The organism is Amycolatopsis albidoflavus (genome assembly GCF_039525725.1).
Classification (GTDB): domain Bacteria; phylum Actinomycetota; class Actinomycetes; order Mycobacteriales; family Pseudonocardiaceae; genus Amycolatopsis; species Amycolatopsis albidoflava.
Genome location: NZ_BAAAHV010000022.1, coordinates 278,171 through 300,609, shown reverse-complemented (window position 1 = coordinate 300,609; position 22,439 = coordinate 278,171). Strand labels below are relative to the sequence as shown.

The 22,439-nt window shown below is 70.8% G+C and carries 18 protein-coding genes; 5 read left to right on the top strand and 13 right to left on the bottom strand.

Annotated features, from left to right (window positions below):
- Positions 1-8 precede the first annotated feature (8 nt).
- Both ABD156_RS34505 and ABD156_RS34500 read left to right on the top strand, forming a co-directional pair.
- Entirely contained in the window at positions 9-1,634 is a 1,626-nt protein-coding gene (locus tag ABD156_RS34505) for an AMP-binding protein (protein ID WP_344283778.1), read from the top strand.
- Positions 1,635-1,662: 28 nt separating this feature from the next.
- Positions 1,663-2,139, top strand: a complete 477-nt coding sequence (locus tag ABD156_RS34500; protein WP_344283776.1) for a hypothetical protein — start codon at positions 1,663-1,665, stop codon at positions 2,137-2,139.
- 2 nt (positions 2,140-2,141) lie between these two features.
- Here ABD156_RS34500 and ABD156_RS34495 read toward each other — a convergent pair whose 3' ends face one another.
- Positions 2,142-3,395, bottom strand: coding sequence for an FAD-dependent oxidoreductase (locus ABD156_RS34495; RefSeq protein ID WP_344283774.1), 1,254 nt, complete (start codon positions 3,393-3,395; stop codon positions 2,142-2,144).
- An 85-nt stretch (positions 3,396-3,480) separates the two neighbouring features.
- Between ABD156_RS34495 and ABD156_RS34490 the strand changes: the two genes are divergently transcribed.
- Positions 3,481-4,101 (top strand): TetR/AcrR family transcriptional regulator, encoded by a 621-nt coding sequence (locus ABD156_RS34490; RefSeq protein WP_344283771.1) that lies wholly within the window; start codon positions 3,481-3,483, stop codon positions 4,099-4,101.
- 7 nt (positions 4,102-4,108) lie between these two features.
- Here the strand turns inward: ABD156_RS34490 and ABD156_RS34485 are convergent, their stop codons facing one another.
- Positions 4,109-4,432 carry an ArsR/SmtB family transcription factor gene (locus tag ABD156_RS34485; protein ID WP_344283768.1) on the bottom strand — a complete coding sequence of 108 codons (324 nt, stop codon included), beginning with the start codon at positions 4,430-4,432 and terminating at the stop codon, positions 4,109-4,111.
- Between the two features lie 96 nt (positions 4,433-4,528).
- Here ABD156_RS34485 and ABD156_RS34480 point away from each other — a divergent pair, with 96 nt between their 5' ends.
- On the top strand, positions 4,529-5,968 hold the full coding sequence (locus tag ABD156_RS34480; protein WP_344283765.1) for an MFS transporter: 1,440 nt from the start codon (positions 4,529-4,531) through the stop codon (positions 5,966-5,968).
- A 6-nt stretch (positions 5,969-5,974) separates the two neighbouring features.
- Here the strand turns inward: ABD156_RS34480 and proB are convergent, their stop codons facing one another.
- The 5 genes from proB to ABD156_RS34455 all read right to left on the bottom strand — a co-directional run bounded on the left by proB (position 5,975) and on the right by ABD156_RS34455 (position 12,744).
- The gene (proB, locus tag ABD156_RS34475) at positions 5,975-7,081 is read right to left on the bottom strand and encodes a glutamate 5-kinase (RefSeq protein ID WP_344283762.1); all 1,107 of its coding nucleotides are present in this window, start codon (positions 7,079-7,081) and stop codon (positions 5,975-5,977) included.
- Positions 7,078-8,601, bottom strand: a complete 1,524-nt coding sequence (gene obgE / locus ABD156_RS34470; protein ID WP_344283759.1) for a GTPase ObgE — start codon at positions 8,599-8,601, stop codon at positions 7,078-7,080. Before obgE ends, proB begins: the two co-directional genes overlap by 4 nt.
- A gap of 124 nt (positions 8,602-8,725) precedes the next feature.
- Positions 8,726-8,983, bottom strand: coding sequence for a 50S ribosomal protein L27 (rpmA, locus tag ABD156_RS34465; RefSeq protein WP_344283755.1), 258 nt, complete (start codon positions 8,981-8,983; stop codon positions 8,726-8,728).
- 48 nt (positions 8,984-9,031) lie between these two features.
- Positions 9,032-9,346, bottom strand: a complete 315-nt coding sequence (gene rplU / locus ABD156_RS34460; protein ID WP_009081084.1) for a 50S ribosomal protein L21 — start codon at positions 9,344-9,346, stop codon at positions 9,032-9,034.
- Positions 9,347-9,507: 161 nt separating this feature from the next.
- Positions 9,508-12,744: a translation initiation factor IF-2 N-terminal domain-containing protein gene (locus ABD156_RS34455; RefSeq protein ID WP_344283752.1), complete on the bottom strand. Its 3,237-nt coding sequence runs from the start codon at positions 12,742-12,744 to the stop codon at positions 9,508-9,510.
- 510 nt (positions 12,745-13,254) lie between these two features.
- On the opposite strand from ABD156_RS34455, the gene ABD156_RS34450 reads away from it, so the two are divergent.
- Positions 13,255-14,685, top strand: coding sequence for a S8 family peptidase (locus ABD156_RS34450; protein WP_344283749.1), 1,431 nt, complete (start codon positions 13,255-13,257; stop codon positions 14,683-14,685).
- Positions 14,686-14,696: 11 nt separating this feature from the next.
- Here ABD156_RS34450 and ABD156_RS34445 read toward each other — a convergent pair whose 3' ends face one another.
- The 6 genes from ABD156_RS34445 to ABD156_RS34420 form a co-directional block, all read right to left on the bottom strand.
- A complete protein-coding gene (locus tag ABD156_RS34445) occupies positions 14,697-15,536 on the bottom strand; it encodes an ABC transporter permease (protein ID WP_344283746.1) in 840 nt (279 codons plus the stop codon).
- Positions 15,536-16,339, bottom strand: a complete 804-nt coding sequence (locus tag ABD156_RS34440; protein ID WP_344283743.1) for an ABC transporter permease — start codon at positions 16,337-16,339, stop codon at positions 15,536-15,538. The genes ABD156_RS34445 and ABD156_RS34440 overlap by 1 nt, the downstream gene beginning before the upstream one ends.
- Positions 16,339-17,280: an ABC transporter ATP-binding protein gene (locus ABD156_RS34435; RefSeq protein ID WP_344283740.1), complete on the bottom strand. Its 942-nt coding sequence runs from the start codon at positions 17,278-17,280 to the stop codon at positions 16,339-16,341. The genes ABD156_RS34440 and ABD156_RS34435 overlap by 1 nt, the downstream gene beginning before the upstream one ends.
- A gap of 47 nt (positions 17,281-17,327) precedes the next feature.
- On the bottom strand, positions 17,328-17,804 hold the full coding sequence (locus ABD156_RS34430) for a MarR family winged helix-turn-helix transcriptional regulator (protein ID WP_344283737.1): 477 nt from the start codon (positions 17,802-17,804) through the stop codon (positions 17,328-17,330).
- A 441-nt stretch (positions 17,805-18,245) separates the two neighbouring features.
- The gene (locus ABD156_RS34425) at positions 18,246-21,581 is read right to left on the bottom strand and encodes a phosphodiester glycosidase family protein (RefSeq protein WP_344283734.1); all 3,336 of its coding nucleotides are present in this window, start codon (positions 21,579-21,581) and stop codon (positions 18,246-18,248) included.
- Between the two features lie 124 nt (positions 21,582-21,705).
- A complete protein-coding gene (locus tag ABD156_RS34420; protein WP_344283731.1) occupies positions 21,706-22,431 on the bottom strand; it encodes a maleylpyruvate isomerase family mycothiol-dependent enzyme in 726 nt (241 codons plus the stop codon).
- Between the last annotated feature and the right edge of the window lie 8 nt (positions 22,432-22,439).

Sequence of the window (22,439 nt, the reverse complement as noted above, 5' to 3'; positions counted from 1 at the left end):
AGCCCGCCATGCCGTTCGCGACGATCCTCAACGACGAGACGATCGAGGCCCACACCCGCGCCGGGTACTGGGTGAACCGCACCATCACCGACTACCTCGACGACGCCGCGGCGGCCACGCCGGACAAGACCGCGTTCGTCGATTCGCAGCGCAGCATCACCTTCGGCCAGCTCAAACATGAGGTCGATCGGTGCGCACGAGGGCTGCTGGAACTGGGCGTCCGGTCTGGCGACGTCGTGTCGTTCCAGCTGCCTAACCGGATCGAGTGGATCGTCGTGCACTACGCGGCGAGCCGGATCGGCGCGGTCAGCAATCCGCTGATTCCGATCTACCGGGACCGCGAGGTCGGCTTCATGGTGGCGCTCGCGAAGTCGAAAGTCCTGGTGGTGCCGCAGGAATTCCGCGGTTTCGACTATCCGGCGATGGCGCGGCGGCTCCGTCCGCAGTGGCCGGATCTCGAGCACGTGCTGGTGGTCGGGTCGTCCTGGGACGAGTTCGCCGCGACGCCCTGGGAGCAGCGGCGGGAACTGCCGTCGTGGCGGCCTGATCCCAACGACGTCACGCTGCTGATTTTCACCTCCGGCACCACCGGCGAGCCCAAGGGCGTGATGCACACGCACAACACCGCGATCGCCGCGAACAACCCGCTCCCGGATCGGCTCGGCATCACCTCCGACAGCGTCCTGCACATGGCGTCGACACTCGCGCACCTCACCGGTTTCCTTTACGGCGCAAGGCTCGGCGTGCAGAACGGCGCGACCTGCGTGCTGCAAGACGTGTGGGATGCGGCGCGATTCGTGGAACTGGTCGCCGAACACGGCATCACCTACACCTCCGCAGCCACGCCGTTCCTGCACGACCTGTTGTCCGCACCGAACCTCGCCGAGCACGATCTCCAGTCCCTGCAACGGTTCTGTTGCATGGGCGCGCCGATCCCCCGGGCGCTCGTGCGGCAAGCACGACAGAAATTGCCCGGCCTTGTCGTGCTCGGCGGCTGGGGGCAGAGCGAGGACGCGCTGGTCACGCTTGGCATCCCGGGCGATCCGGACGACAAGCTGATCGACACCGACGGCTATCCCTGGCCGGGCATGCGGATCCGGGTTGTCGACCCCGACGGAACCGAATTGCCGCCGGGCGCCGAAGGCCGTCTGCAGGTCGCCGGGCCGTTCCTGTTCGTCGGCTACGCGGAACGGCTTGGGCTGGCTCGCGAGAGCTTCACCGGCGACTGGTTCGACACCGGCGATCTCGCGGCCATCGACGCCGACGGCTACCTCCGCATCGCGGGCCGGACCAAGGACGTGATCATCCGCGGCGGAGAGAACATCCCGGTCGCGTACGTGGAGAACGTCCTTTACGAACACCCGGACGTCGAAGCGGTCGCCGTGGTCGCGGTCCCCGATCCGCGGCTGCAGGAACGCGCCTGCGCCTGCCTCGTGCTCAAGCCTGGCGTCGACCTGGATCTCGAAAAGCTGCGCGGTTTTCTCGCCGGGAAGGGGGTCGCCAAACAGTACTGGCCGGAGCGCGTGGAGCTGTTTCCGGAACTCCCCCGGACCGCCAGCGGCAAAATCCAGAAGTTCCAGCTCCGGTCGCTGGTGGAACAGGAGAACGGGACCGGTCCCCGGCCGATTCAGTAGCTTCGGGCGCGAGAGAGGGGAGAATCTCGTGTCCCGCAACGATCCCGACTTCGCCCGCGCCCTCGCGCTGGTCGACGAGGCGCTGTCCCGGCTGCGCCGCCCGATCCGCCGCGAACGACGGCGGCTGCGCTGGGAGCAGTGGCGCAAGCGCCCGTACTACCGTTTCGAACCGGACGGCAGGAAACCGCAGCTCGTCCACCTGGCCGGACTCCGCGTCACTCCATTGTGGACGACCGTCGGCACCGGGGTCTCCGACGTCGACGTGCGCTACCCGGTGACCGCGCGCCGCCGGTTCACGATCGGGTGGCGCTGGCTCGTGCGGCACGACTACGACGAGTTCCGCGTGCCGATCTCGCTGGTCGCCGACGCGAGCGGCCAAGCAGTGCTGATCGCGCCGGGCGGCCGGACGTTCACCGCGGACGAGACCGGCTGGCACGCCCTGGCCGCTCTCCTGTACACGGAGTACGCGATGCCGCCCGGCGGACGCTGGTACGGCGCGGGCTGACCTCAGCGGGCTCGCAGCTTCCGCCGCAACGAGAGGCCCACCCCCATGGCGGCCGTCGAAGCGCGCATCGCACCGCGGCTGAACCGGCTCTCGGTCACGAACTGATCTGCGCTGCGGAGCGAACCGCGCACTTGCGGGTACGCGTACTTCCGCATCTGCCGTTCGTAGTCGGCCACCGCGGCTGTTACATCGCCGCCTCGGGAAAGGTTGCGGCACAACACTTGCGCGTCGCGGAGGGCGATGTTCGCGCCGATGCCGCGGAACGGCGTCATGCTGTGCACGGCGTCGCCGAGCAAGGTGACCGGACCGGTCTCCCACTCGCGAACCGGCACCGACGTGCGGATCGGGAGCATGGCCACCGTGGCGTCCAGCGAGTCCCGCACCACCCGGCTGAACGACGGATGCCAGTCGCGGATCCGGTCCAGCACCACCGAACGCAGCTCCGGCACGGCCAGCTCGGCGAGGTCCGCCGGGAAGTGCGCCGCCTTCGCGCCATAGGACCACATCACGTAGCTGCTGGTGTTGTCGAACAGCACCGGGTCGACGGTCGCGGACTCGTCGTTCTCCGAAGCCGCCGAAAACTCGTGCGGCGCGGTGAACATCCCGCAGCCGGGAGGCGGCAGCACGAACGTCGGGGCCGTCGCCAGCCGGTGCGGGATCAGCGCGCGAGACTCGGGGGTCAGCGGGAATTTGCCGATGACAGTGCGGATTCCGGTGTCCACCCGCTTCGCGTGCGGCAACAGCTGGGCGCGGACCCGGGAGTTCGCGCCGTCCGCGCCGACCACCAGATCCGCTTCGGCGGTGGTGCCGTCGGCGAAGTGCAGGCCGACGCCCTTGGCATCGGTCTCGTACCGCACGAATTCCTTGTCGTACCAGAGGACTTCTTCCAGCCCGGACGACAGCACCTGGTGCATCGAGATCCGGCTGGCCGAATGGTGCGCGGCAGCCGGGTCGGAGCCGGGCGGCGGGTCGAGGACCGCCAGCTCGCGCATCTGCTCGGTCACGAAGCCGAACGTTCCCTTGCTCACCCCGGTGGTGGCCAGGAACCGCTCCCACGCGGCCGGCGGAAGGCATTCGTGCAGCGCCGCGGAGCCCATCGGCGCGATGTGCACCCGGTAGCCCTGCAGCCGATCGGCCCGGGTGCGGCTGCGCTCGTAGACCGCCACCTGGAATCCGGCTCGCACCAGGCCGTGCGCCAGGCACAACCCGCCGGTGCCGCCGCCCACTACCGCCACCTTGATCTTGTTCACGGTCATCCCCTCTCGGTCGGCCTCCATAATTATCCAAGCGGATGATTGTGTCAACCTTAAGGATGATTAACCCGTCGGTTAGGCTGCCCGGGTGTCCGAGACCACCCCGCGCCGCGCGCCGCGCCCCGGCGAGCGCCAGCGCGATCCCGAACGCACGAAGGCCCGCATTTTCGAGGCGGCGAAGGCCGAATTCGGGAGCAAGGGATACGCGGCCGCGCGGGTCAGCGACATCGCACAGCGCGCGGGCGTGAACAAGCAGCTGATCTCGTACTACTTCGGCGGCAAGGAAGGCCTGTACGCCGAGGTCGCGAGCGAACCGTTCGCCGGGTTCGCCGCGATGACCACGACCGACCGGCCGCTCGCGGACGTGCTCGAGGACTTCGCCAAGGGCGGCCTCGCCGACCAGGACCAGGCGCGGCTGTTCCTGCGGGAGAACATGGCCGAGGGCGCGCCGAACGAGGCGGGGGCAGAGTCGCAGCGCGAGTTTCTGCGGGGGCAGCTCGCCTACATGCGGGCGCGGCAGGAAGCGGGCGATTTCCCGGCCGACGTGGACCCGAAGACGTTCCTGCTGATGCTGATGGCGGCGGCCAGCGCGCCGATGTCGCTTCCCCGGATCGCGGAGGCGCTGACCGGGGAGAATCCGTCGTCAGAATCCTTTGTGGAGTATTACGCGGAGCAGCTGGCTCGCGTGGCCCGGCATCTCGCGGGCTGAACGAAGCTCAGGCGGGCGAGTCGAGGACCGCGTCCAGGAGGCCGGGAAACCGCGCCTGCAGTTCAGCCCTTCGCAGCGTGAGGATCCGCTGCGAACCTTGCACCCGAGCGTGCAGGATTCCCGCCTCGCGCAACACTTTCTGATGATGCGAGAACGTCGAGCGGCTCATTTCCAGCCCGGCGTCGGCCTGCAGCCGGGTGCAGTCGGACTCGCCTAGCCGAGCCAGCGCCCGCACCGTGGCGAGCCGCCCTTCGTCGCCGAGCGCGGCCAGCACCCGGGCCAGCCGCAGTTCGCTCGCGTCCGGATGCAGTCCGTCGGTCGTCGCCGTCACGAGCCGAGCCTATCCCGAGCCTTCCGCTATGTCGAACTTTCTTGTACTGTTCGAAACTCTTCGAACACATCGAAGATTATCGAACAAGGGGGTGTCATGGTTGCGTCCGACCGCCGGCCGCTGCTGCTGCCGGTCGTCCTCGCGGCGATGTTCATGTACGGCTTCGACCTGAACGTCGTCAACGTCGCTGTCCCGTCGCTGCACCGCGACCTGAACGCCGGGCAAGCCGCGCTGGAACTGGTCGTCGGCGGGTACGCGTTCGCTTACGCCGCGGGGCTGGTGACCGGAGGCCGCCTCGGCGATCTGTTCGGCTACCGGCGGATGTTCCTGTCCGGCATGGGCGCGTTCACCGTGGCGTCCGTGCTGTGCGGGATCGCGCAGTCCCCCGGCCAGCTAGTCGGTGCCCGGCTGCTGCAGGGCCTGACGGCGGCGATGATGGTGCCGCAGATCCTGGCCGTGATCACGAGCAGTTTTCCCGTGCCGGAACGGCCCAAAGCGCTGGCCTGGTTCGGGGTCACCGCCGCGGTCAGCGGGGTCTTCGGGCAGGTGCTGGGCGGAGTGCTGCTGAGCGCCGACGTGTTCGGCCTCGGCTGGCGGGTGATCTTCCTGCTCAACGCGCCGGTCGGCATCGCTGTGCTGCTGCTGGCGGCGCGAGTGCTGCCCCGCGCCGCGACCGCCCGGACCGCGGGCCTCGATCCGATCGGCGTCCTCGGCGTGTCCGGTTCACTGGCGCTCGCACTCATCCCCTTGGTGCTGGGCCGGGGCGCGGGCTGGCCGTGGTGGTGCTGGGCGATGCTGGCGCTGTCCGTCCCGGCGGCGCTGCTGATCGTGTCCTACGAACGACGGCTGCTCGCCCGCGGCGGAGCCCCGCTGCTCGACCTGTCCTTGTTCCGGGTGCGCAGTTTCCGCGCCGGGCTGGCGATCAGCGTGGCGTTCATGGCGTCCTTCGCCGGCAGCATCTTCGTCGTCAGCCTCTTGCTGCAGAACGGGCTCGGGCTGGGGCCGTTCCAGGCGGGGCTGACGTTCGCGCCGATGGCGCTCGCCGGGGTCGTCGCGCCGTTCGCCGGCAAACGCCTGATCGCCACACACGGCCCGGCCAGGGCGATCCTGCTCGGCTGCGCCGCCGATCTGGCCGCCATGCTCGGGCTCGCCATCGCGTTGAACCTCCGAGGCGGCGGAGTCGAAAGCTGGTGGCTGGCGATCGTCCTTGCGTTGCTGGGGCTGGGAAACAGCCTGATCCTGCCCGCGTTGATCGGCACCGCACTGTCCGAAGTGGACCCTCGGCAAGCGGGCATCGCTTCCGGAACTCTCAACACCACGCAGCAGTTCGCCGGTTCGGCCGGGCTCGCGGTCATCGGCACGATCTTCTTCGCGGTGCTGGGAGATCGTCCGTCAGGCGCGGCCGAATACGCATCGGCGGCCGAAGCAGCGGCCTGGATCTGCGTCGTTCTGGTCGCCGCGATGGCGGCGCTCACTGCCTTGCTGAGCCGGCGTCGCGCTGCCCCGGACCGCGAGCCCGCGGCGGCGCGAAGCTGAACGGACTTAACGGCGCAGCGGGACGAGGTCGTCCGCGTGCACGACCTCCCGGCGATACTCCACCGGAACCTCGTGGCTCGACCGCCCGATCAACGCGGGCAACTCCCCCGCGTCGAAACCGACCACCCCGCGCGCCACCGGCACGTCCGCGGAATCCACCAGATCCACGACATCCCCGGCCTCGAAATCCCCGTCCAGACCGGTGATCCCCGCCGCCAGCAGCGAACGGCGGCGCAGAATCGCCCGCACCGCGCCATCGTCCAGACGGAGGCGGCCGGAGGTGTCGGCGGCGTAGCCGAGCCAGAAGCGGCGGGCGGACAGTCGGGTGTCGGCGGGCGCGAAAGCGGTGCCGACGTTCGCGGCGCGCAGCGCGTCCCCGGCGTCGGCGGCAGCGGCCAGCAGCACCGGGATTCCGGCGCCGGCCGCGGTGCGCGCGGCGGAGAGTTTCGAGACCATGCCGCCGGTGCCCAGGCCCGAGGACGACATCCCGACCGCGATGCCCTCCACATCGGACTCGCCGCGCACCTCGGTGATCTTGCGCGTCGCGCCGTCGCGCGGGTCGCCGTCGTACAGACCGTCCACATCAGACAGAAGGACCAGCGCGTCGGCGCCGACGAGGTGCGCCACCAAAGCGGCGAGCCGGTCGTTATCGCCGAAGCGGATCTCTTGCGTGGCAACGGTGTCGTTCTCGTTCACCACCGGCACCGCGCCGAGCGCGAGCAACCGGGAAAACGTGCGTTGCGCGTTCCGGTAGTGCGAGCGGCGGACGACGTCGTCCGAGGTGAGCAGCACCTGGCCGACGGTCAGCGAGTAGCGGCCGAACGATTCCGCGTACGCGTGCGCCAGCGCCAGCTGTCCGACACTCGCCGCGGCCTGCTGCGTAGCAAGGTCGCCCGGGCGCTTACCCAGCTTCAACGGCGCGAGCCCGGCACCGATCGCGCCCGAGGACACGAGCACGATCTGCGCGTCGCGGGACACTCGGTCCGCGATGGCGTCGACCAGTGCGTCGAGACGAGCGACGTCAAGGCCGCTGCCCGCGGTGGTCAGCGCCGAGGAACCGACCTTGACGACCAGCCGGCGGGCATCCGCGATCTCTTGCCGCGTGCCGCTCACCGGTCGCGCTCCGCCTGCTCCTCGTCGTCCCACACGCCGTCCAGTTCGGAGTCGACCGACGGGGTGGTTTCCTCTTCCACCAGCTCTTCGTCCTCGCCGGTGCCGTCGCGACGGATCCGGCGGGCTTCCTTGCGCTCGGACGCGCCGACGCGGTCGGTGCGCTCCAGCCGGACGTCCGTGCCGCGGCCCGAAAGGTGCACCGCCACGCCCGGCGTGGAGGGCTGCCATTCGAACTGGATGTCGCCGATGGTGACCGGGCTGCCCGGGCGGGCGCCGTTCTTCGCCAGCGCCTCCTCGACGCCGAGCCGGTTGAGCCGGTCGGCGAGGTAGCCGACGGCCTCGTCGTTGGCGAAGTTCGTCTGCCGGATCCAGCGCTCCGGGCGCGAACCGCGGACGATGAACCCGCCCTCTTCCTCCGGATCGCGTTCGACGGTGAATCCGCTGTCGTCGATCGCGAGCGGGTGCAGCACGATCTTCTCCGGCTCCAGCACCGGCTGCGCCTCGCGGTAGGCCTCGACGACCTCCGCCAGCGCGAAGCTCAGCTCCTTCAAGCCCTTGCGCGACGCGGTGGACACCTCGAACACGCGCAGCCCGCGAGCCTCCAGCTCGGGCCGCACGAACTCGGCCAGCTCGGCCGCTTCCGGGATGTCGATCTTGTTCAGCACCACCACGCGCGGGCGTTCCTCGAGCTTGCCGCCCAGCCCCGGCGTGTAGCGGGCCAGCTCCTCCTCGAGAGCGTCCACATCGGACAGCGGATCGCGGCCCGGCTCCAGCGTCGCGCAGTCGACCACGTGCACCAGCACGGCGCAGCGTTCGATGTGGCGCAGGAAGTCCAGGCCGAGGCCGCGGCCCTCGGACGCGCCCGGGATCAGGCCCGGCACGTCGGCCATGGTGAACACCGACGATCCGGCGGTGATGACGCCGAGGTTCGGCACGAGCGTGGTGAACGGGTAGTCGGCGATCTTCGGTTTCGCCGCGGACAGCACGGAGATCAGCGACGACTTGCCCGCGGACGGGAAGCCGAGCAGGCCGACGTCGGCGACCGAACGCAGCTCCAGCACGAGGTTGCGGCTCTCGCCCGGCTCGCCGAGCAGCGCGAACCCGGGCGCCTTGCGGGCCTTCGACGACAGCGCGGCGTTGCCGAGCCCGCCGCGCCCGCCCTGCGCGGCGATGAACCGGGTGCCGGGGTTGGTGAGGTCGGCGACGAGCTCGCCGTCCTCGGTGAACACCACGGTGCCCGGCGGGACCTTCATCTCCAGTCCCTCGCCCTGGGCGCCGTTGCGGTTGCTGCCCATGCCCATCTTGCCGTTGCCGGCGCGGGCGTGCGGGCGGAAGTGGAAGTCGAGGAGGGTGTGCACGTTGGCGTCGACGATCAGGGTGACGTCACCGCCGTTGCCGCCGTTGCCGCCGTCCGGGCCGCCGAGCGGCTTGAACTTCTCGCGGTGCACCGAGGCACAGCCGTTTCCCCCGTCCCCGGCGGTCAGATGGATGACCGCGCGGTCCACGAACCGGGACGCCATGGGTTTGCCTCACTTCACGTGCGATGGTGCGAAAAGGGATCCGGACAAAACAAACGAGGGGTGGCACCGGAGATATTCCGGTCCCACCCCTCGTTCGAAGGTTATTGCTCGCCGAGACCGAAGATCAGACCTCGGACGGGACGATGTTGACCGTCTTGCGGCCGCGCTTCGAGCCGAACTCGACCGCACCGGCGGCGAGCGCGAACAGCGTGTCGTCGCCACCACGGCCGACGTTCACGCCGGGGTGGAACTTGGTGCCCCGCTGACGGATCAGGATCTCGCCCGCGTTCACCTCCTGGCCGCCGAAGCGCTTCACACCCAGTCGCTGGGCGTTCGAATCACGACCGTTGCGGGAGCTGGACGCACCCTTCTTGTGAGCCATCGCTCAAGCCCCTTCCAGGAAAAGTTTCAGTCTCGAAAGTTCGAAGAACTACTTGGAGATGCCGGTGACCTCGACGCGGGTCAGCTTCTGCCGGTGACCCTGGCGCTTGTGGTAGCCGGTCTTGTTCTTGAACTTGTGGATCCGGATCTTCGGACCCTTGGTCTGCTCGACGACCTTGCCGGTGACCGAGACCTTCGCCAACGCGTCGGCGTCCGTGGTGACCTCGCCACCGTCCACGAACAGCACGGCGGGGAAGGTGTGCTCGGTGCCCGGCTCGCCCTCGAGCTTCTCGACCTCGACGACGTCGCCAACGGCAACCTTGTACTGCTTGCCGCCGGTCTTGACGATCGCGTACGCCGACACGGATGTCTCCTGCATTACTCGACAATGGGTTAGGGGGCTGGCGCGGCCGGCCCGCCCGAAGACGGTCCAGGTGCTCGCGCAGCAACTCATGCTTGCGATGAGCCGTACTACAGGTTACGGGAGGCCCCGGGCGCTGCTGCACCCGGGGTACCCGTGGTGGATCAACTCTGGTCCGAAGCCTTCACCGGCGGCCCTGCCGGACGCGAAGCGGCGCGGCGCGGACGCCGCCGGGTGCTCCGCACGGCCGGGGCCGGGACGTCGACCTCGGGTTCTTCTCCCGCGTCCGCCTCGGCGGCCGCGGGCTGCTTGGTTTCCGGCTCCGGCGCGGCCTGGCCCGCCGCGGGCTCCGGCTGCTTCGGCTCCTGGACGGCGGCCGGGGCCTCCGTCTTGGCCTCGGCCTTCTCCGGCTTCTCGGCCGCGGTGTCCTGCTCGGACGGCTTGACCGGGTCCTGCGCCTTCGCCTCGGCGGTGTCCGCCGAGCCTTCCGGACCGTGGTGCTCGTGCTTCGCCTTCGACGCGTTGGCCATCGCCTGCACCGCCGACACCACGGACTCGCGCTGCACCGGGGTCGGAGCCGGGGCGGCCTGCTCGGCCTTCGGCTCGTGGTGCTGCTGCTCTTCGCCCTTGCCGCGGCCGCGGGAGCGCCGGGAGCTCTTGGTGTCGCCGCCGCCGTGGCTGTGGCCGTTGTTGCCGTTGTGCCCGTTGCCGCCGTTGCCTCCGCCGCCGGTGCGCTGCGGTTCGGTGGACACGACGACGCCGCGGCCCTTGCAGTGCTCGCACGGCGTGGAGAACGCCTCGAGCAGCCCGGTGCCGATCTTCTTGCGCGTCATCTGCACGAGGCCCAGCGACGTGACCTCGGCCACCTGGTGGCGCGTGCGGTCGCGGCCGAGGCATTCGGTGAGCCGCCGCAGCACCAGCTCGCGGTTGGACTCGAGCACCATGTCGATGAAGTCGATGACGATGATGCCGCCGATGTCCCGCAGCCGGAGCTGGCGGACGATCTCCTCCGCCGACTCCAGGTTGTTGCGGGTCACCGTCTCCTCGAGGTTGCCGCCCGAGCCGGTGAACTTGCCGGTGTTGACGTCGATGACGGTCATCGCCTCGGTGCGGTCGATGACCAGGTAGCCGCCCGAGGGCAGCCAGACCTTGCGGTCGAGCGCCTTGGTGATCTGCTCGTCGATCCGGTGGTCGGCGAACGCGTCGCCGGTGCCGGTGTAGCGCTTGAGGCGGTCGGCCAGGTCGGGCGCGACGTGCTGCACGTAGCCGTGGATGGTGTCCCACGCCGTCGAACCCTGGATCTCCAGCTTCGCGAAGTCCTCGGTGAACAGGTCGCGCACGACCTTCACCAGCAGGTCCGGCTCCTCGTACAGCATGGTCGGGGCGCCGCCCTTCTTGGCGGACCCGGCCGAGGCCTTCTCCTTGATGACGTCCCACTGCGCCTTGAGCCGCTGGACGTCCCGGTCGAGCTCCTCCTCGCTGATGCCCTCCGAGGCGGTGCGGATGATGACGCCCGCGTCCTCCGGGACGATCCGCTTGAGGATGTCCTTGAGCCTGCGCCGCTCGTTCTCCGGCAGCTTGCGGGAGATGCCGGTGGCCCCGCCCGCGGGGACGTAGACGAGGAACCGGCCGGGCAGCGAGATCTGCGTGGTCAGCCGGGCGCCCTTGTGCCCGACCGGGTCCTTGGTGACCTGCACCAGCACGCTGTCGCCGGTGGACAGCGCCTGCTCGATCTTGCGCGCCTTGCCTTCCAGGCCGGCGGCGTCCCAGTCGACCTCGCCCGCGTAGAGCACCGCGTTGCGGCCGCGGCCGATGTCGATGAACGCGGCCTCCATGCTGGGCAGCACGTTCTGGACGCGGCCGAGGTAGACGTTGCCGACGATCGAGCCGGTGCCCGACGAGGTCACGAAGTGCTCGACCAGCACGCCGTCCTCGAGCACGCCGATCTGCGTGGACTCGCCCTTCTCGGCGACGACCATGGTGCGCTCGACCGATTCGCGGCGGGCCAGGAACTCGGCCTCGGACAGGATCGGGGCGCGGCGGCGGCCCGCCTCGCGGCCGTCGCGGCGGCGCTGGCGCTTGGCCTCGAGCCGCGTGGAGCCGCGGACGCTGCGCACCTCGTCGCGCGCCGGGCGCTCGGTCTCGGCGGCCTTGACCTGGCGGACGTGCGTGACGGTGTTCGGCGGGTCGTCTCCGCCGGTGGCCTCGGCCCCGTCGTCGTCCCCGCCCTTGCGGCGGCGGCGACGGCGGCGGCGCTTGCTGCCGCCGTCGGACTCGGCGTCGTCGTCGGACTCCGCCTCGGCTTCGCCCGCCTCGTCCGGCTTCTCGGTCTTGTCCTTGGAGTCCTTGGAGTCCTTGCCGTCCTTGGCGTCTTTCGCGTCCTTGGCCGGCTGGTCGTCGGAGGTTTCGTCCTCGTTCTCGGACTGGGCCTCGTCGCCGCCCTTGCCCCGGCCGCGGCCACGGCGGCCGCGACGGCGCCGGCGACGGCCGTTCGCGTCGTCGCCGTCCTCGTCGGAACGCTCGTCGCGGGCCTCGTCGGAGGTTTCTTCCTCGGCGGTGTCGGCGGCGCGCTCGGCCCGTCCGGGACGCTCCGGACGCTCGGTCTGCGCGGGAGCCTCGCCGACGCCGAACACCGGCTCGGGCTTGCTGCGCGTCTGCTGCGCGGGCTCGGGCGGCAGGAAGACCGGCGACGGCGCGGCGAACACCGGCACGTGCACGGGGCCGCGGGCCGGGGTGGCCTGCTCGGTTTCCTCCTGGCCGGCCGGGATCGCGGGCGCGACGGCCCGGCGGGCGCGACGGGTGCGGCTGCGGGCAGGCTTCTCGCTCTCCTGAGCGGACTCCTGCTCGGTTTCCGCGGCGGCAGTCTCGGCGGAGAACGGGCGGGCCGACCAGCTCGCCGGGGCGGCGGTTCCCTGGTCCGCGGCGGTTTCCGACGCGGCAGCGGGCTGCGCCGCGGCGGTCTCCGGGGAAGAGCCCTGCGCCGGGGCGGACTCCGCAGCGGCAGTTCCAGCGGAGGCGACGTCCTGCGCGGCGGCGGCTTCGGTTCCGGCGGCGCTCGGGGCCTGCTCGGCATCGCTGCCGGCGACGGCCGCGGCGGTGGCTTCCTGGGCGGCCTCGGCCGTCGCGCCCTGGTCGGCGGTGGCGTCGCCGGACTCGGCGGCGGTCTCCGCGTCGAGGATCACCGCCACGCGGTGCGCGACCTCCTTGGTCACGCTCGACTGGGCGCTGCGGGGGCTTTCCCCCAGCTCGGCGAGCTTGCCGAGCAGGTCGCGGCTGCTCAGGCCGAGCAGCTTGGCCAGCGCGTGCACGCGGATGCGCGGCGGCAGCTCGCCCAGCCTGCTGGTCGTGGGTGCGACGGTATTCCCGCCGGTCTGATCGGCGGGTGTGTCCGCGTTCGACATATGTCTCCTCCGCCCCCGGGCGCGTCAGCCGGTTCGCACCGGTGGTGACGCGGCCGCGCAGGGGCCCTTTCTGTTCCGTGCCCGCCGTGGTGGTGACCAGCGGCGGGAATCCTGCTGGCAGCCGTGCGGTCCGCCGGGTCGGCGGCCGCTCGGTTCCTGGTCTGCTCGGCGGGGTGCCGGCCTGCTCGCGACCCCCGGGCCACCCGCCACGACATCGACCTTGGCCCGGCCTCCCGGGGGCGACGCGCGTGGTGCCGGTCCGGCACTCCTCCGGGCCGCTCACGACGCGGGCGGGATGCCCGTCGGCGCAGCGGCCAACGCGAGTATCCCACACCCGGGGGGACACCCGGTGTAGTCGGTGTCCCCCGGCAGGCGCCCGGGCGTGCCGCGATCATGCACTCGGGCGAACTTCCGCGCTTCGCTTGTCGCGCCGGGCCAGGGGTGGTTAGCGTGCGGGCTCGGGCGCTCGCGCGGGCGCCCGGCATAGCCCCGCGCGCGGTGGGAGGTCCGGTGTCTGTGCTGGCGCGGCCGCTGCGGGCGGCCGTGTGCTCCCTCCTGGTCCTCGCCGGATGCGCCGCGGTCTCTCCGCCGGCCGTCGCGGGTCCCGGATGCGCCGCCGGCGGCCGGGCGGTGCGCTACGTCGTCGCGTTCGACCGCGGAACCCCGGAATCTTCCGCCCGCCAGCAGGCGAGCGCGGGCTGCGGGCAGGTCGCCGTTTACTACCCGCAGATTTCCGTGGCGGTCGTCACGTCATCCGATCGGGCGTTCGCGGACCGGCTCGGCCCGGAGCGGACGTTCAGCGCGCAAGCCACCCGGACGGCCGCCGAACAGCCCGGCGCCGCCGCCCAGCCCGCCCGTGCCGAGCTCCCGCTCAGCGACCCGGCGCGAGTCCCCGCGGCGGACCTGTCCGCGCAGCAATGGGACATGAACCTGATCGGCGCCCCGGCCGCGCACCAGGTGACCGGCGGCAGCCGTTCGGTGGTCGTCGGCGTCCTGGACTCCGGCGTCGACCCGAAGCACCCCGACCTCGCCGCCGCGATCGACCCGGAGGATTCGGCGGGCTGCCTCACCGGCGTCCCGGACCCGAGCCCGGCCGCGTGGCAGCCGACGACCTCGGCGCACGGCACGCACGTCGCGGGCATCATCGCCGCGGCCGACGACGGCAAGGGCGTCACCGGCGTCGCGCCGGGCGTGCGGATCGCTTCGGTGAAAGTCATCGACGACCGCGGCTACGCCGATCCCGAGGCGGCGGTCTGCGGGATCATGTGGTCGGCGGCGCGGCATCTGCCGATCGCCAACAGCAGCTGGTTCGTGAACCCGTGGTCGCTGTCCTGCGTGCGCGGCAACGACCGCGGCGTGGTGCACGAGGTGCTGGCGCGGGCGGTGGAGTACGCGACCTCGCAGGGCACCTTGAACGTCGCCGCCGCGACCAACGAGGCCGTCGATCTCACCCCGTCGGCCCATTCGGGTTCGCCGTCCGCCGCCGGGAAGTGCGAGGCACTGCCAGCCGGGCTGCGGGACGTGGTGACGGCGTCGGCGATCAGCCAGGACCGGGTGAAATCGGGCTACAGCTCGTACGGGCTCGGTGTGGTTGATGTCACTGCCCCGGGCGGCGACGACGACCGGTGCGTGGTTTCGACCGTTCCGGGCGGGTACGCGCCGATGTGCGGGACGTCGATGGCCGCGCCGCACGTCGCCGGGGTGCTGGCGTTGCTCAAGTCGGTGCATCCCACGTGGTCGGCCGCCGAGCTGCGCCGCGCGCTCGACTCCCGCGCGACGCCGATGCCGTGCCCGGACAATTACGACCTGACCGGCGACGGCGTCCAGGACGCCTACTGCTCCGGTTACGACGGATACAACGGCTTCTACGGCCACGGCCTCGTCGACGCCCGCTCCGCGGTGGCTCCCGCACAGACCGGAGGCCCGAGCCCGGCCCGCTGACCGTCTCGCTTTTAAGTCAGCAGCAGTTTCGCGATCCTCCTTGTCGCGCCCCAGATCCCGATCCCGGCGAGCGCCAGCAGGTACGCCAGGTTGCCCAGCATGCTCCAGGAGAAGATGCCGGTGGACAGCCCGCGCATCAGCTCGATCCCGTGGTACAGCGGGAAGCAGCGGACCAGCCACTGCAGCGCCTCCGGGTAGACCGTGATCGGGAAGAACGTGGTGGAGAACAGGAACATCGGCATCAGGACGAGCTGGATGTAGTCGAACTGGGACGTCGACTTCAGGAAGCTGACCAGCGTGATGCTGATGGCCGCGAACGCGAACGACACGAGCAGCGCGGCGGGCAGGAGCAGCAGCGCCCACCACGACGTGAGCAGCCCCATCACGCCGGTGACCGCCAGGAACGCGACCGAATAGAGGCCGCCGCGCATCATCGCCCAGGCGATCTCGCCGAGCGCCACGTCGAGCGGGCCGACCGGGGTGGCCAGCATCGCGTCGTATGTCTTGGCGTAGCGCAGTTTGAAGAACAGGTTGTACGTGCACTCGAACACCGCGCCGTTCATCGCCGACGACGCCAGCAGCGCGGGCGCCACGAACGCGACGTAGCTCATCGGCTGCCCGTCCGGCCCCGGCACGGTGGTGACCAGCTTGCCGAAGCCGACCTGGAACGCGAGCAGGTAGAACAACGGCTCGAGCGCGCCGGACACGAGGATCGTCCACGACCGTCCGTAGACGGTGAGCGCGCGTTCGATCAGCGCGGTCGCGCGCCCGCTGTACATGCCCGCGGGCAGGACGCGGAGCAGAATTCCGCGCCGCTGCGGGAGAATCGGGGCGCTTCGCAGGTCGGTCATCACGCCACCAGCCGTCGGTAGAAGCCGCGGTGCGCGATCGCCCAGCCGATCGCGACCAGCACGGCCAGATACGCGAGGTGCCCGAGCATCGGGAGCGGATCGCGCCCGCCGAGCGTAACGGCGCGGGACAGCTCGGTTCCGTGCCACAGCGGGGAAATCCAGGCGAGCCAGCGCAGGTACAGCGGCAGCTGGGCGATCGGGAAGAACGTGCCGGAGAACAGGGTCATCGGGATGACGACGAACCTGAAGATCAGCCCGAACCGCTGTCCCTCGTCGAAGGTCCACGCCGCCAGCGCGGTGATCAGCGATCCGCAGGCGAGCCCGGTGAGGACCCCGACGAGGATCACCAGCAGCGCTCCCGCGTTGTCCCAGGCGCCGAACAGCCACGCGATGAGCGCGTAGACCGCGCCGGAGAGGGCGAGCCGCAGAATCGTCCAGATCTGGTGGCCGCCGAGGACTTGGCCCGGCGACACCGGTGTCGCGGTGACCGCCAGATAGTCCTTCTGCCATTTGAATCCGCTGAGCACCGGGTAGCTCGACTCGCTGACGCCCTGCTGCGCCGCGCCGGCCACGAGCAGCGCCGGGGCGACGTACACGAGGTACGACACGCCGCCGGTCGCCGGACCGGCTTTGACCTGCGAGCCGAAGCCGAGCCCCATCGCGGCGAGGAACAGCACCGGTTGCAGGCCGGTGGAGTAGAGCGTGCTGAGCCAATGTCTGCGGTACCAGGTCCAGTAGCCCTCGACGCGCAGCCAGGCGCCGTGGAACCGGCCGACGACGCGGCCGGTGGCGGGAGCGGTCATCAGTCCACCAACGTCCGGCCGGTGAGGCGGAGGAACACGTCTTCGAGGGAACTGCGCCGCACCAGGCTCGACAGCGGGCGCAGGCCGCGCTCGTGGGCGCGCTCCAGGGTGGCCTCGCCCGTCATCGTGTAGAGCAGCACCCGGTCCGGGAGGACCTCGACGCGTTCGGCCAGCCCGTCGAGCCGGTCCGCCGCGTCCTGCTGCTCCCCCGGCGCGAACCGCAGCTCGACCACTTCGCGAGTGGAATGCCGCGCGATCAGGTCAGCGGGAGAACCTTCCGCGGCGATCCGTCCGCCGTCCATGACGACCAAGCGATCGCACAGCTGCTCTGCCTCGTCCATGTAATGAGTGGTGACGATCAGCGTGGTGCCGCGCGCTTTGAGCCGGAAAAGCCGGTCCCACAACAGATGCCGCGCTTGCGGGTCGAGGCCGGTGGTCGGTTCGTCGAGCAGGAGCAGCTCCGGGTCGTTGACCAGCGACCGGGCGATGGTGAGCCGCCGCTTCATGCCGCCGGACAGGGAATCGACCGGCTTCTCGGCGCGATCGGACAGCTGCGCGAACTCCATCAGCTCGACGGCTTTCTGCCGCACGTGCGCGCGGGAAAGACCGAAGTAGCGGCCGTAGACGTGGAGGTTCTGCCGGACGGTCAGCTCCACGTCGAGGTTGTCCTCCTGCGGCACCACGCCCAGGCGCGCGCGGATCCGCGGCCCGTCGACGTCCGGGTCCATGCCGAGGACGCGCAGATCGCCGTCGGTGCGCGGGGACACGCACGCGATCATCCGCATCGTCGACGACTTCCCGGCGCCGTTGGGCCCGAGGAAGCCGAACGCCTCCCCCGGCCGCACCTCGACGTCGATGCCGCGGACTGCCTCGAATTCCCCGAACCGTTTGACCAGCGCCTTCGCTTGCACGAGCGCTGGTTCCGATGCCGACTCTCCCACGAGAAACGACACTAGAGGGAGGGACCGACAATTCTCGACCCGTTTCCTCAGCCGCCGGGCGGCTCAAGCGCACCGACGGCCCGCCACAACGTTTCCCGGCACCGGTCCAGCTCCTCGCGCCCGACCTCGTCGGCCACCCGGGACTCCAGCACGCGAACAGCTTCCGCCGCCGCTTCCGCCAGCTCCCGGCCCGCCCCGGTGAAATCGACGAGTTTCGCGCGGGCGTCGGCGGGATCGTCGCGCCGAGCGAGATAGCCCCACGCGACCAGTTCGTCGATCACCGGCCCGGTCGTCTGCTTGGTCGTCCCGAGAAGCCGGGCGACGGCGACCGCTCGCGCCGGGCCGTTCTCCAGCGACGCGAATACCCGCAGGTGGACCGCGCGGATCCGGGCGTCCCGCTGCTGCACCTCGGCGAGGACTCCGGCGGTCACCGCCTGGGCGAGCCGCCGGGCCAGCGCGCCGAGCCGCGACGAGCCGGTCAGCGCGACGAGGGCGGGCGGCTCCTGCGGCGTGCTTCTTGACACACCCGTCAGGCTACCTTACTTTTTTGGTCAGGTTACCTGACTTCCTGGAGGCCCGGTCGTGCTGCTCTCCCCCGAGGCTTCGCAGACCCGTTCCCGGTTGCTCGGCTCGATCCTCGCCTTGTCGGCGGTGACCCACGTCAGTCAGCTGGCCGTCTACGGAACCGGTTCGGACACAGTCGGGTCGGCGGCCTTCGGGGTCCTCTACGCGGCGATCGCGGCCGGGGTGGTCCGGCAGGCGCGGCCGGCGTTCCTCGCGGCCGCGGTCTTCCCGGCGATCGGCGGGCTGCTCGGGCTGTACCGGCTGATCGCCGTCCATCCCAACCCGTTCAGCGTGTTCCACCCGATCCTCGACGTCGTGATCGTCCCGCTCGCGATCAGCCTTTGGCGCGGTACCGCGCGGGAAGGCGGGGCGGCCCGCAGACCGCCCCCGCCCGCGCTAAATCAGCGCACGGTCACCGGAACCGAACGGGTCACCCCGTTCACCGTCACCGAGATTTCCGCCGTCCCCGGCCGCAATCCCCGCACCGACCCGGTCGCCGGGTCGAGCGAAACCACGTCCCACGGGGCAGGCGGCCAGCTGCCGATGTGCACCCCGCGACCGCCCCACACGGCGCTCACCGGATACGCCACCGGAATCGAGCGGCCCTCCTGCGTGACCGCGGCGGTCACCTTCCCGGTGCCGCCCCACGGCAGGGTGCCCGGGCCGGTCACCGTCAGCGCGTCGACGTTCGGGCGCGTTTCGAAGCGCACTGGCTGACTGCGGCCCGAAGGGTCGACCTGAACCAGGGTCCAGCCGACGAAACCGCCGTCGCCGGGAGCCGCGGCGGGGGTCTTGCCCGAGTTTCCGTTCACCAGGTACGGCACGCCGTCCGTGCGCGACAGGCCGAACACGCCCGCGTGCGAAGCCAGCGAAGCCGCCGGTTTGCCGGACTTTTCCTCGAAACCGGTCAGCCACGTCTGCAGCAGCGCGGCCTCCTTCCGGTCGCCCAGCTGCGAATTGCCGGTCGGGCTCGGGTCCTTCACCGGGTGGTGCATCGCGACGACCACACCCCGCACCGAACGGTCCTGCGCGGCATTGTCGAGCGCCTCGCGCATCATGCGGACCTGGTCGAATCCTCCGGCGCGCAGCGAGCCGCGCGAGGAGTCCATCAGGATCAGCCGTACGCCGTGCACATCGACCACCCGGTGCGTTTCCCCGAACGCGGCCTGGAAGTTCTTCAGCCCGTCGCCGGCCTCGGCTTCGTGGTTGCCGGGGACGTAATACCAGGGGACGCGGCCCTCGAGCTCTTCCGTGATGATCTTGCGGGCCAGGACGAAGTCCGGTGCGGTACCGCGATCGACGAAGTCGCCGTTGATCAGGACCAGGTCCGGTTTCGCCGCGACAGCCTCGCGCAGCGCTCGGCGGGCCTGGGCGACGAGCGGTCCGTCCGGCGCGTCGGCGGTGAACTGGGCGTCGCTGACCACCGCGATCTTCAGGCCGCCCTTGCCGAGCGTGCCGTTGGTGACGAGCGCCGGGTCCGGGACAGCCGGATCGTGCGGCACGTTCGTGGTCGGCGCGACCTCGAAGGTGAGGTCGTTGAAGACCAGCTTGCCCTCGTATTGCTTGCCTGCCGCGGTTTCCACGGCGTAGAAGCGGGTGAACCGCTGTCCGTCCGGCAGTCCGGCGGGAACCGCGGCGGTCACGTATCGCCAGCCGGTCCAGGTGACGCTCAACGAAAGGTCCACAATGGACGCGGTGTTGGCGCCGTCGCGGAGTTCCGCCCGGATCCAGGCGCCCTTGCCGTCGCCGTTGATCCACATGCCGATCTTCTGCGTGCCGGCCGGGACCGGGATCGGGTTGGCGGCGTTGACATACGCGGCGCGGGTGGCGGTGGTGCCAGTGAGCCGGTAGTCGAGCGCCAGGCCCTTGCCGCCGTTGCGCCCGTCCGCGGACGACAACGCGGCGCCGACCACCGCCGGGTACACGGTGGCGGACCAGCCTTCCGCACCGGCCAGCGGAGCCGCGACCTTGGCTTCGGTGCCCACCGAAGCCGCCAGGTGCATGGTCTTCCCGCCTGCGTGCACGGTGATCGCGGTGGCCCCGGACGCGGTCTTCGCGGACACCGCGAACCCCTTGCCCGACGGCTCGATCTTCACCACGGCGGGGTCGTACTCCAGCTTCACGTCCGACGGTTCGATCCAGGTGCCGTAACCGTCCGCGTCGTAGCCGTAGACCTGGAACTCGCCGCGCGCGTCAGCACCGGAAAGCGCGACCTGCTTCGTGCTCGCGCCGAGGCGGACCGGCTTGCCCAGCACGGTCAGCTTCGTGCGGCCGTTCACGAAGTTCTGGTGCGCGGTGACAGTGACGTCGGCGCGCGCGTCCGGATGCAGAAAGTCGGGCTGCGCGGTGAAGACGTTCTTCGTGACAGTGCCGCGGAACGGGTTCGACGTGGTCCAGAACGGCTTCGAAGCTACCGCGGCGCCGGTCTCGTCGTGTCCGTTCGGCACGAGCGCGCGGCTCAGGCCGGACAGCACGCGGGTCGAGTTGTCGCCTTCCTGCGCGGGGGCGGGCGCGAAGCCGGTCAGCCGTCCGCTGCCGGGCACGGTCGCGACGCCGATGCCGTTGGGCACCAAGCGTTCCCCACCGTCCGAAGGCGAGTTCCGCACCGCCGGAGCGGCCTCTCCTTCGCCGCGCGCGAGTAGCGTCGAAGAGCCGCCGCCGTCGAGGTTGATCGCGTCGTCGGCACCGAGCCGCTGCAACTGCCGAGCCATTTCCAGCTCGGTCATCCCGCGGCTGTCGGCTTGCCGACCGTCGACCGTGACGAGCCACATCCGCTTGCCGTCAGCGGAAAAACCGACGCCGGTACGCGGTGCGAGGGTGACGTCGTCGAGTTGCTGAAGCTGGCCGTCCTTCAGCAGCGTCTTGTTCCCGCCGACCGCGACCGCGATCTTGCCCGCGTCGGTCCGCGGCGAGTACGAAACGCCGACGCGGTCGCCGTTCTTCAGCGCCGACAACGCATCCGCGCCAGCTTCACGGCCGAGCAGCAGCGTGCTGCCAGCCGGAATCGGGCCGTCCGCGGGCTTCGGACGCACCTGCGTCACGATACCGTCGCGGATCTCGACCTCGGCGACGCGCTGCGCACCGGCAACCGACGTCGCGCGCGCCGAAGCGCCCCAGAGCGGCGTGTAGACGCCGAGAGCGTCCTTCGCGAGCACCGGGCTGTTGAAGTTCGTGGCCGGGACAGCTTGCCCGTTCGGCAACGTGACCGAGGCTTCGAGGAAGATGTCGGCGAGCTTCGCGCGACCCTGGTCGGTGATCGCGGCGGTGGTGTTGTGGCCGGACGCGGGCGCGTTGTGCAGCTCGCCCTTGTCGATGCCGACACCGAGCGGCGCGCCGGACGCGTTGATGTCGAAGAAATCGCCGTTGACACCCGCGACCGCACCGGCGCGAGCGACCTGCTGGGACAGCGGGGTGCGCGCGGAAACGGTGCCCGGGCTGAGGTAAGTCGGCTTCAGGACCTTGCTGGTGAGGTCGACGCTCAGCGCGTCGCCGCGGATCCAGCCCTTCGGGTCGAAACGGTCGAACTGGGTGAGGTTCAGACCAGGCGCGACCGCGTTGGTGGCGCTGCTGGTCTCGAGGCCGTCGTCGGCTCCGGGCGCCGCGGCGACGGCCGGGGCCTCCCTGGCCGAAGAGAAGGCGGGTGCGCTCTCGACCGGCGGCGGGCCGAGCGGAGCGGAGAGCGGGTCGGCAGTGGCAGGCGTGGCCAGCGTCAGCACCAGGAGGGCGCTGAGCAGCACGGATCTTGATCTTTTCACCAGGTACCCCACGATCGCGAAAATGGCTCAGGTCAGCCAAATCCATCGGCGCGACCGCCGGAAGTCCCTGCGGTGAACGGGACCTGAATGGCGCAGGATTATCCGCTCAGGGTGTCATGCGAGCGGCGAGAAACTCCTTCGCGACGCCTTCGTCGCCAGCGATCTCCGGCTGGGCGTCGGTGCGTTTCCACAGCAGCAACAGCAAATCCCGCGCGGGCGCCGCGACCGTGGCGACCGCTTCGCCCTCGCCGAGCTCGGGCGGTTCGCCGGGCACGACGGTCCACGAATGCCCGGTGTCGGTGGCGCGCAAGGCGATCGGCGCGGCCAGCGGGACCTGGTGCTTCCAGCGCGCGACGCGCGGCAGCATCGTGCCGAGCACCTCGAGGACGCCGTCGGCGGCGATCAGCGGATCAAGCTGCGCCGCCCGGCCTCGTGCACCGAACAGATCGACCAGATGCACGGCCGTTTCGTGCACCTGGCGGCGGAACCAGAATCCCTTCGCCTTCTCCGCGGCGCCGAAAACCCAGCACGAGTCGGCGGGATCGGCCGCTTCGAGCGCGTCGAGCAGTTCGGCGGCGCTTTCGGCGTACCAGGGCGCGAGGTCGCCGCTCGGCGAGACGTCGAAGTCCTGGTCGCTCAGTTCGCCGGTGCGGACGATCCCGGCGGCCCACCGGTGCACGTTGCCGAGGTGCGTGACGAGGTCGCGTTTGGTCCAGTCGCCGCAGTACGGAACCGGATTGCCGAGGTCGCCCGAGGCTTCGGCGGCGAAGGCCCCGGTGAGCGAACGGAGGTGCGGCAGGTATTCGCGGGGCGGCAGCGGCAAGACAGTCACCGGTGGAG

Excerpts from the sequence above, each read along its gene's own strand:
- ABD156_RS34495 (WP_344283774.1), bottom strand. The coding sequence starts at position 3,395 with ATGACCGTGAACAAGATCAAGGTGGCGGTAGTGGGCGGCGGCACCGGC.
- ABD156_RS34505 (WP_344283778.1), top strand. The coding sequence starts at position 9 with ATGCCGTTCGCGACGATCCTCAACGACGAGACGATCGAGGCCCACACC.
- ABD156_RS34440 (WP_344283743.1), bottom strand. The coding sequence starts at position 16,339 with ATGACCGCTCCCGCCACCGGCCGCGTCGTCGGCCGGTTCCACGGCGCC.
- rpmA (WP_344283755.1), bottom strand. The coding sequence starts at position 8,983 with ATGGCTCACAAGAAGGGTGCGTCCAGCTCCCGCAACGGTCGTGATTCG.
- ABD156_RS34455 (WP_344283752.1), bottom strand. The coding sequence starts at position 12,744 with ATGTCGAACGCGGACACACCCGCCGATCAGACCGGCGGGAATACCGTC.
- ABD156_RS34480 (WP_344283765.1), top strand. The coding sequence starts at position 4,529 with ATGGTTGCGTCCGACCGCCGGCCGCTGCTGCTGCCGGTCGTCCTCGCG.
- ABD156_RS34445 (WP_344283746.1), bottom strand. The coding sequence starts at position 15,536 with ATGACCGACCTGCGAAGCGCCCCGATTCTCCCGCAGCGGCGCGGAATT.
- obgE (WP_344283759.1), bottom strand. The coding sequence starts at position 8,601 with ATGGCGTCCCGGTTCGTGGACCGCGCGGTCATCCATCTGACCGCCGGG.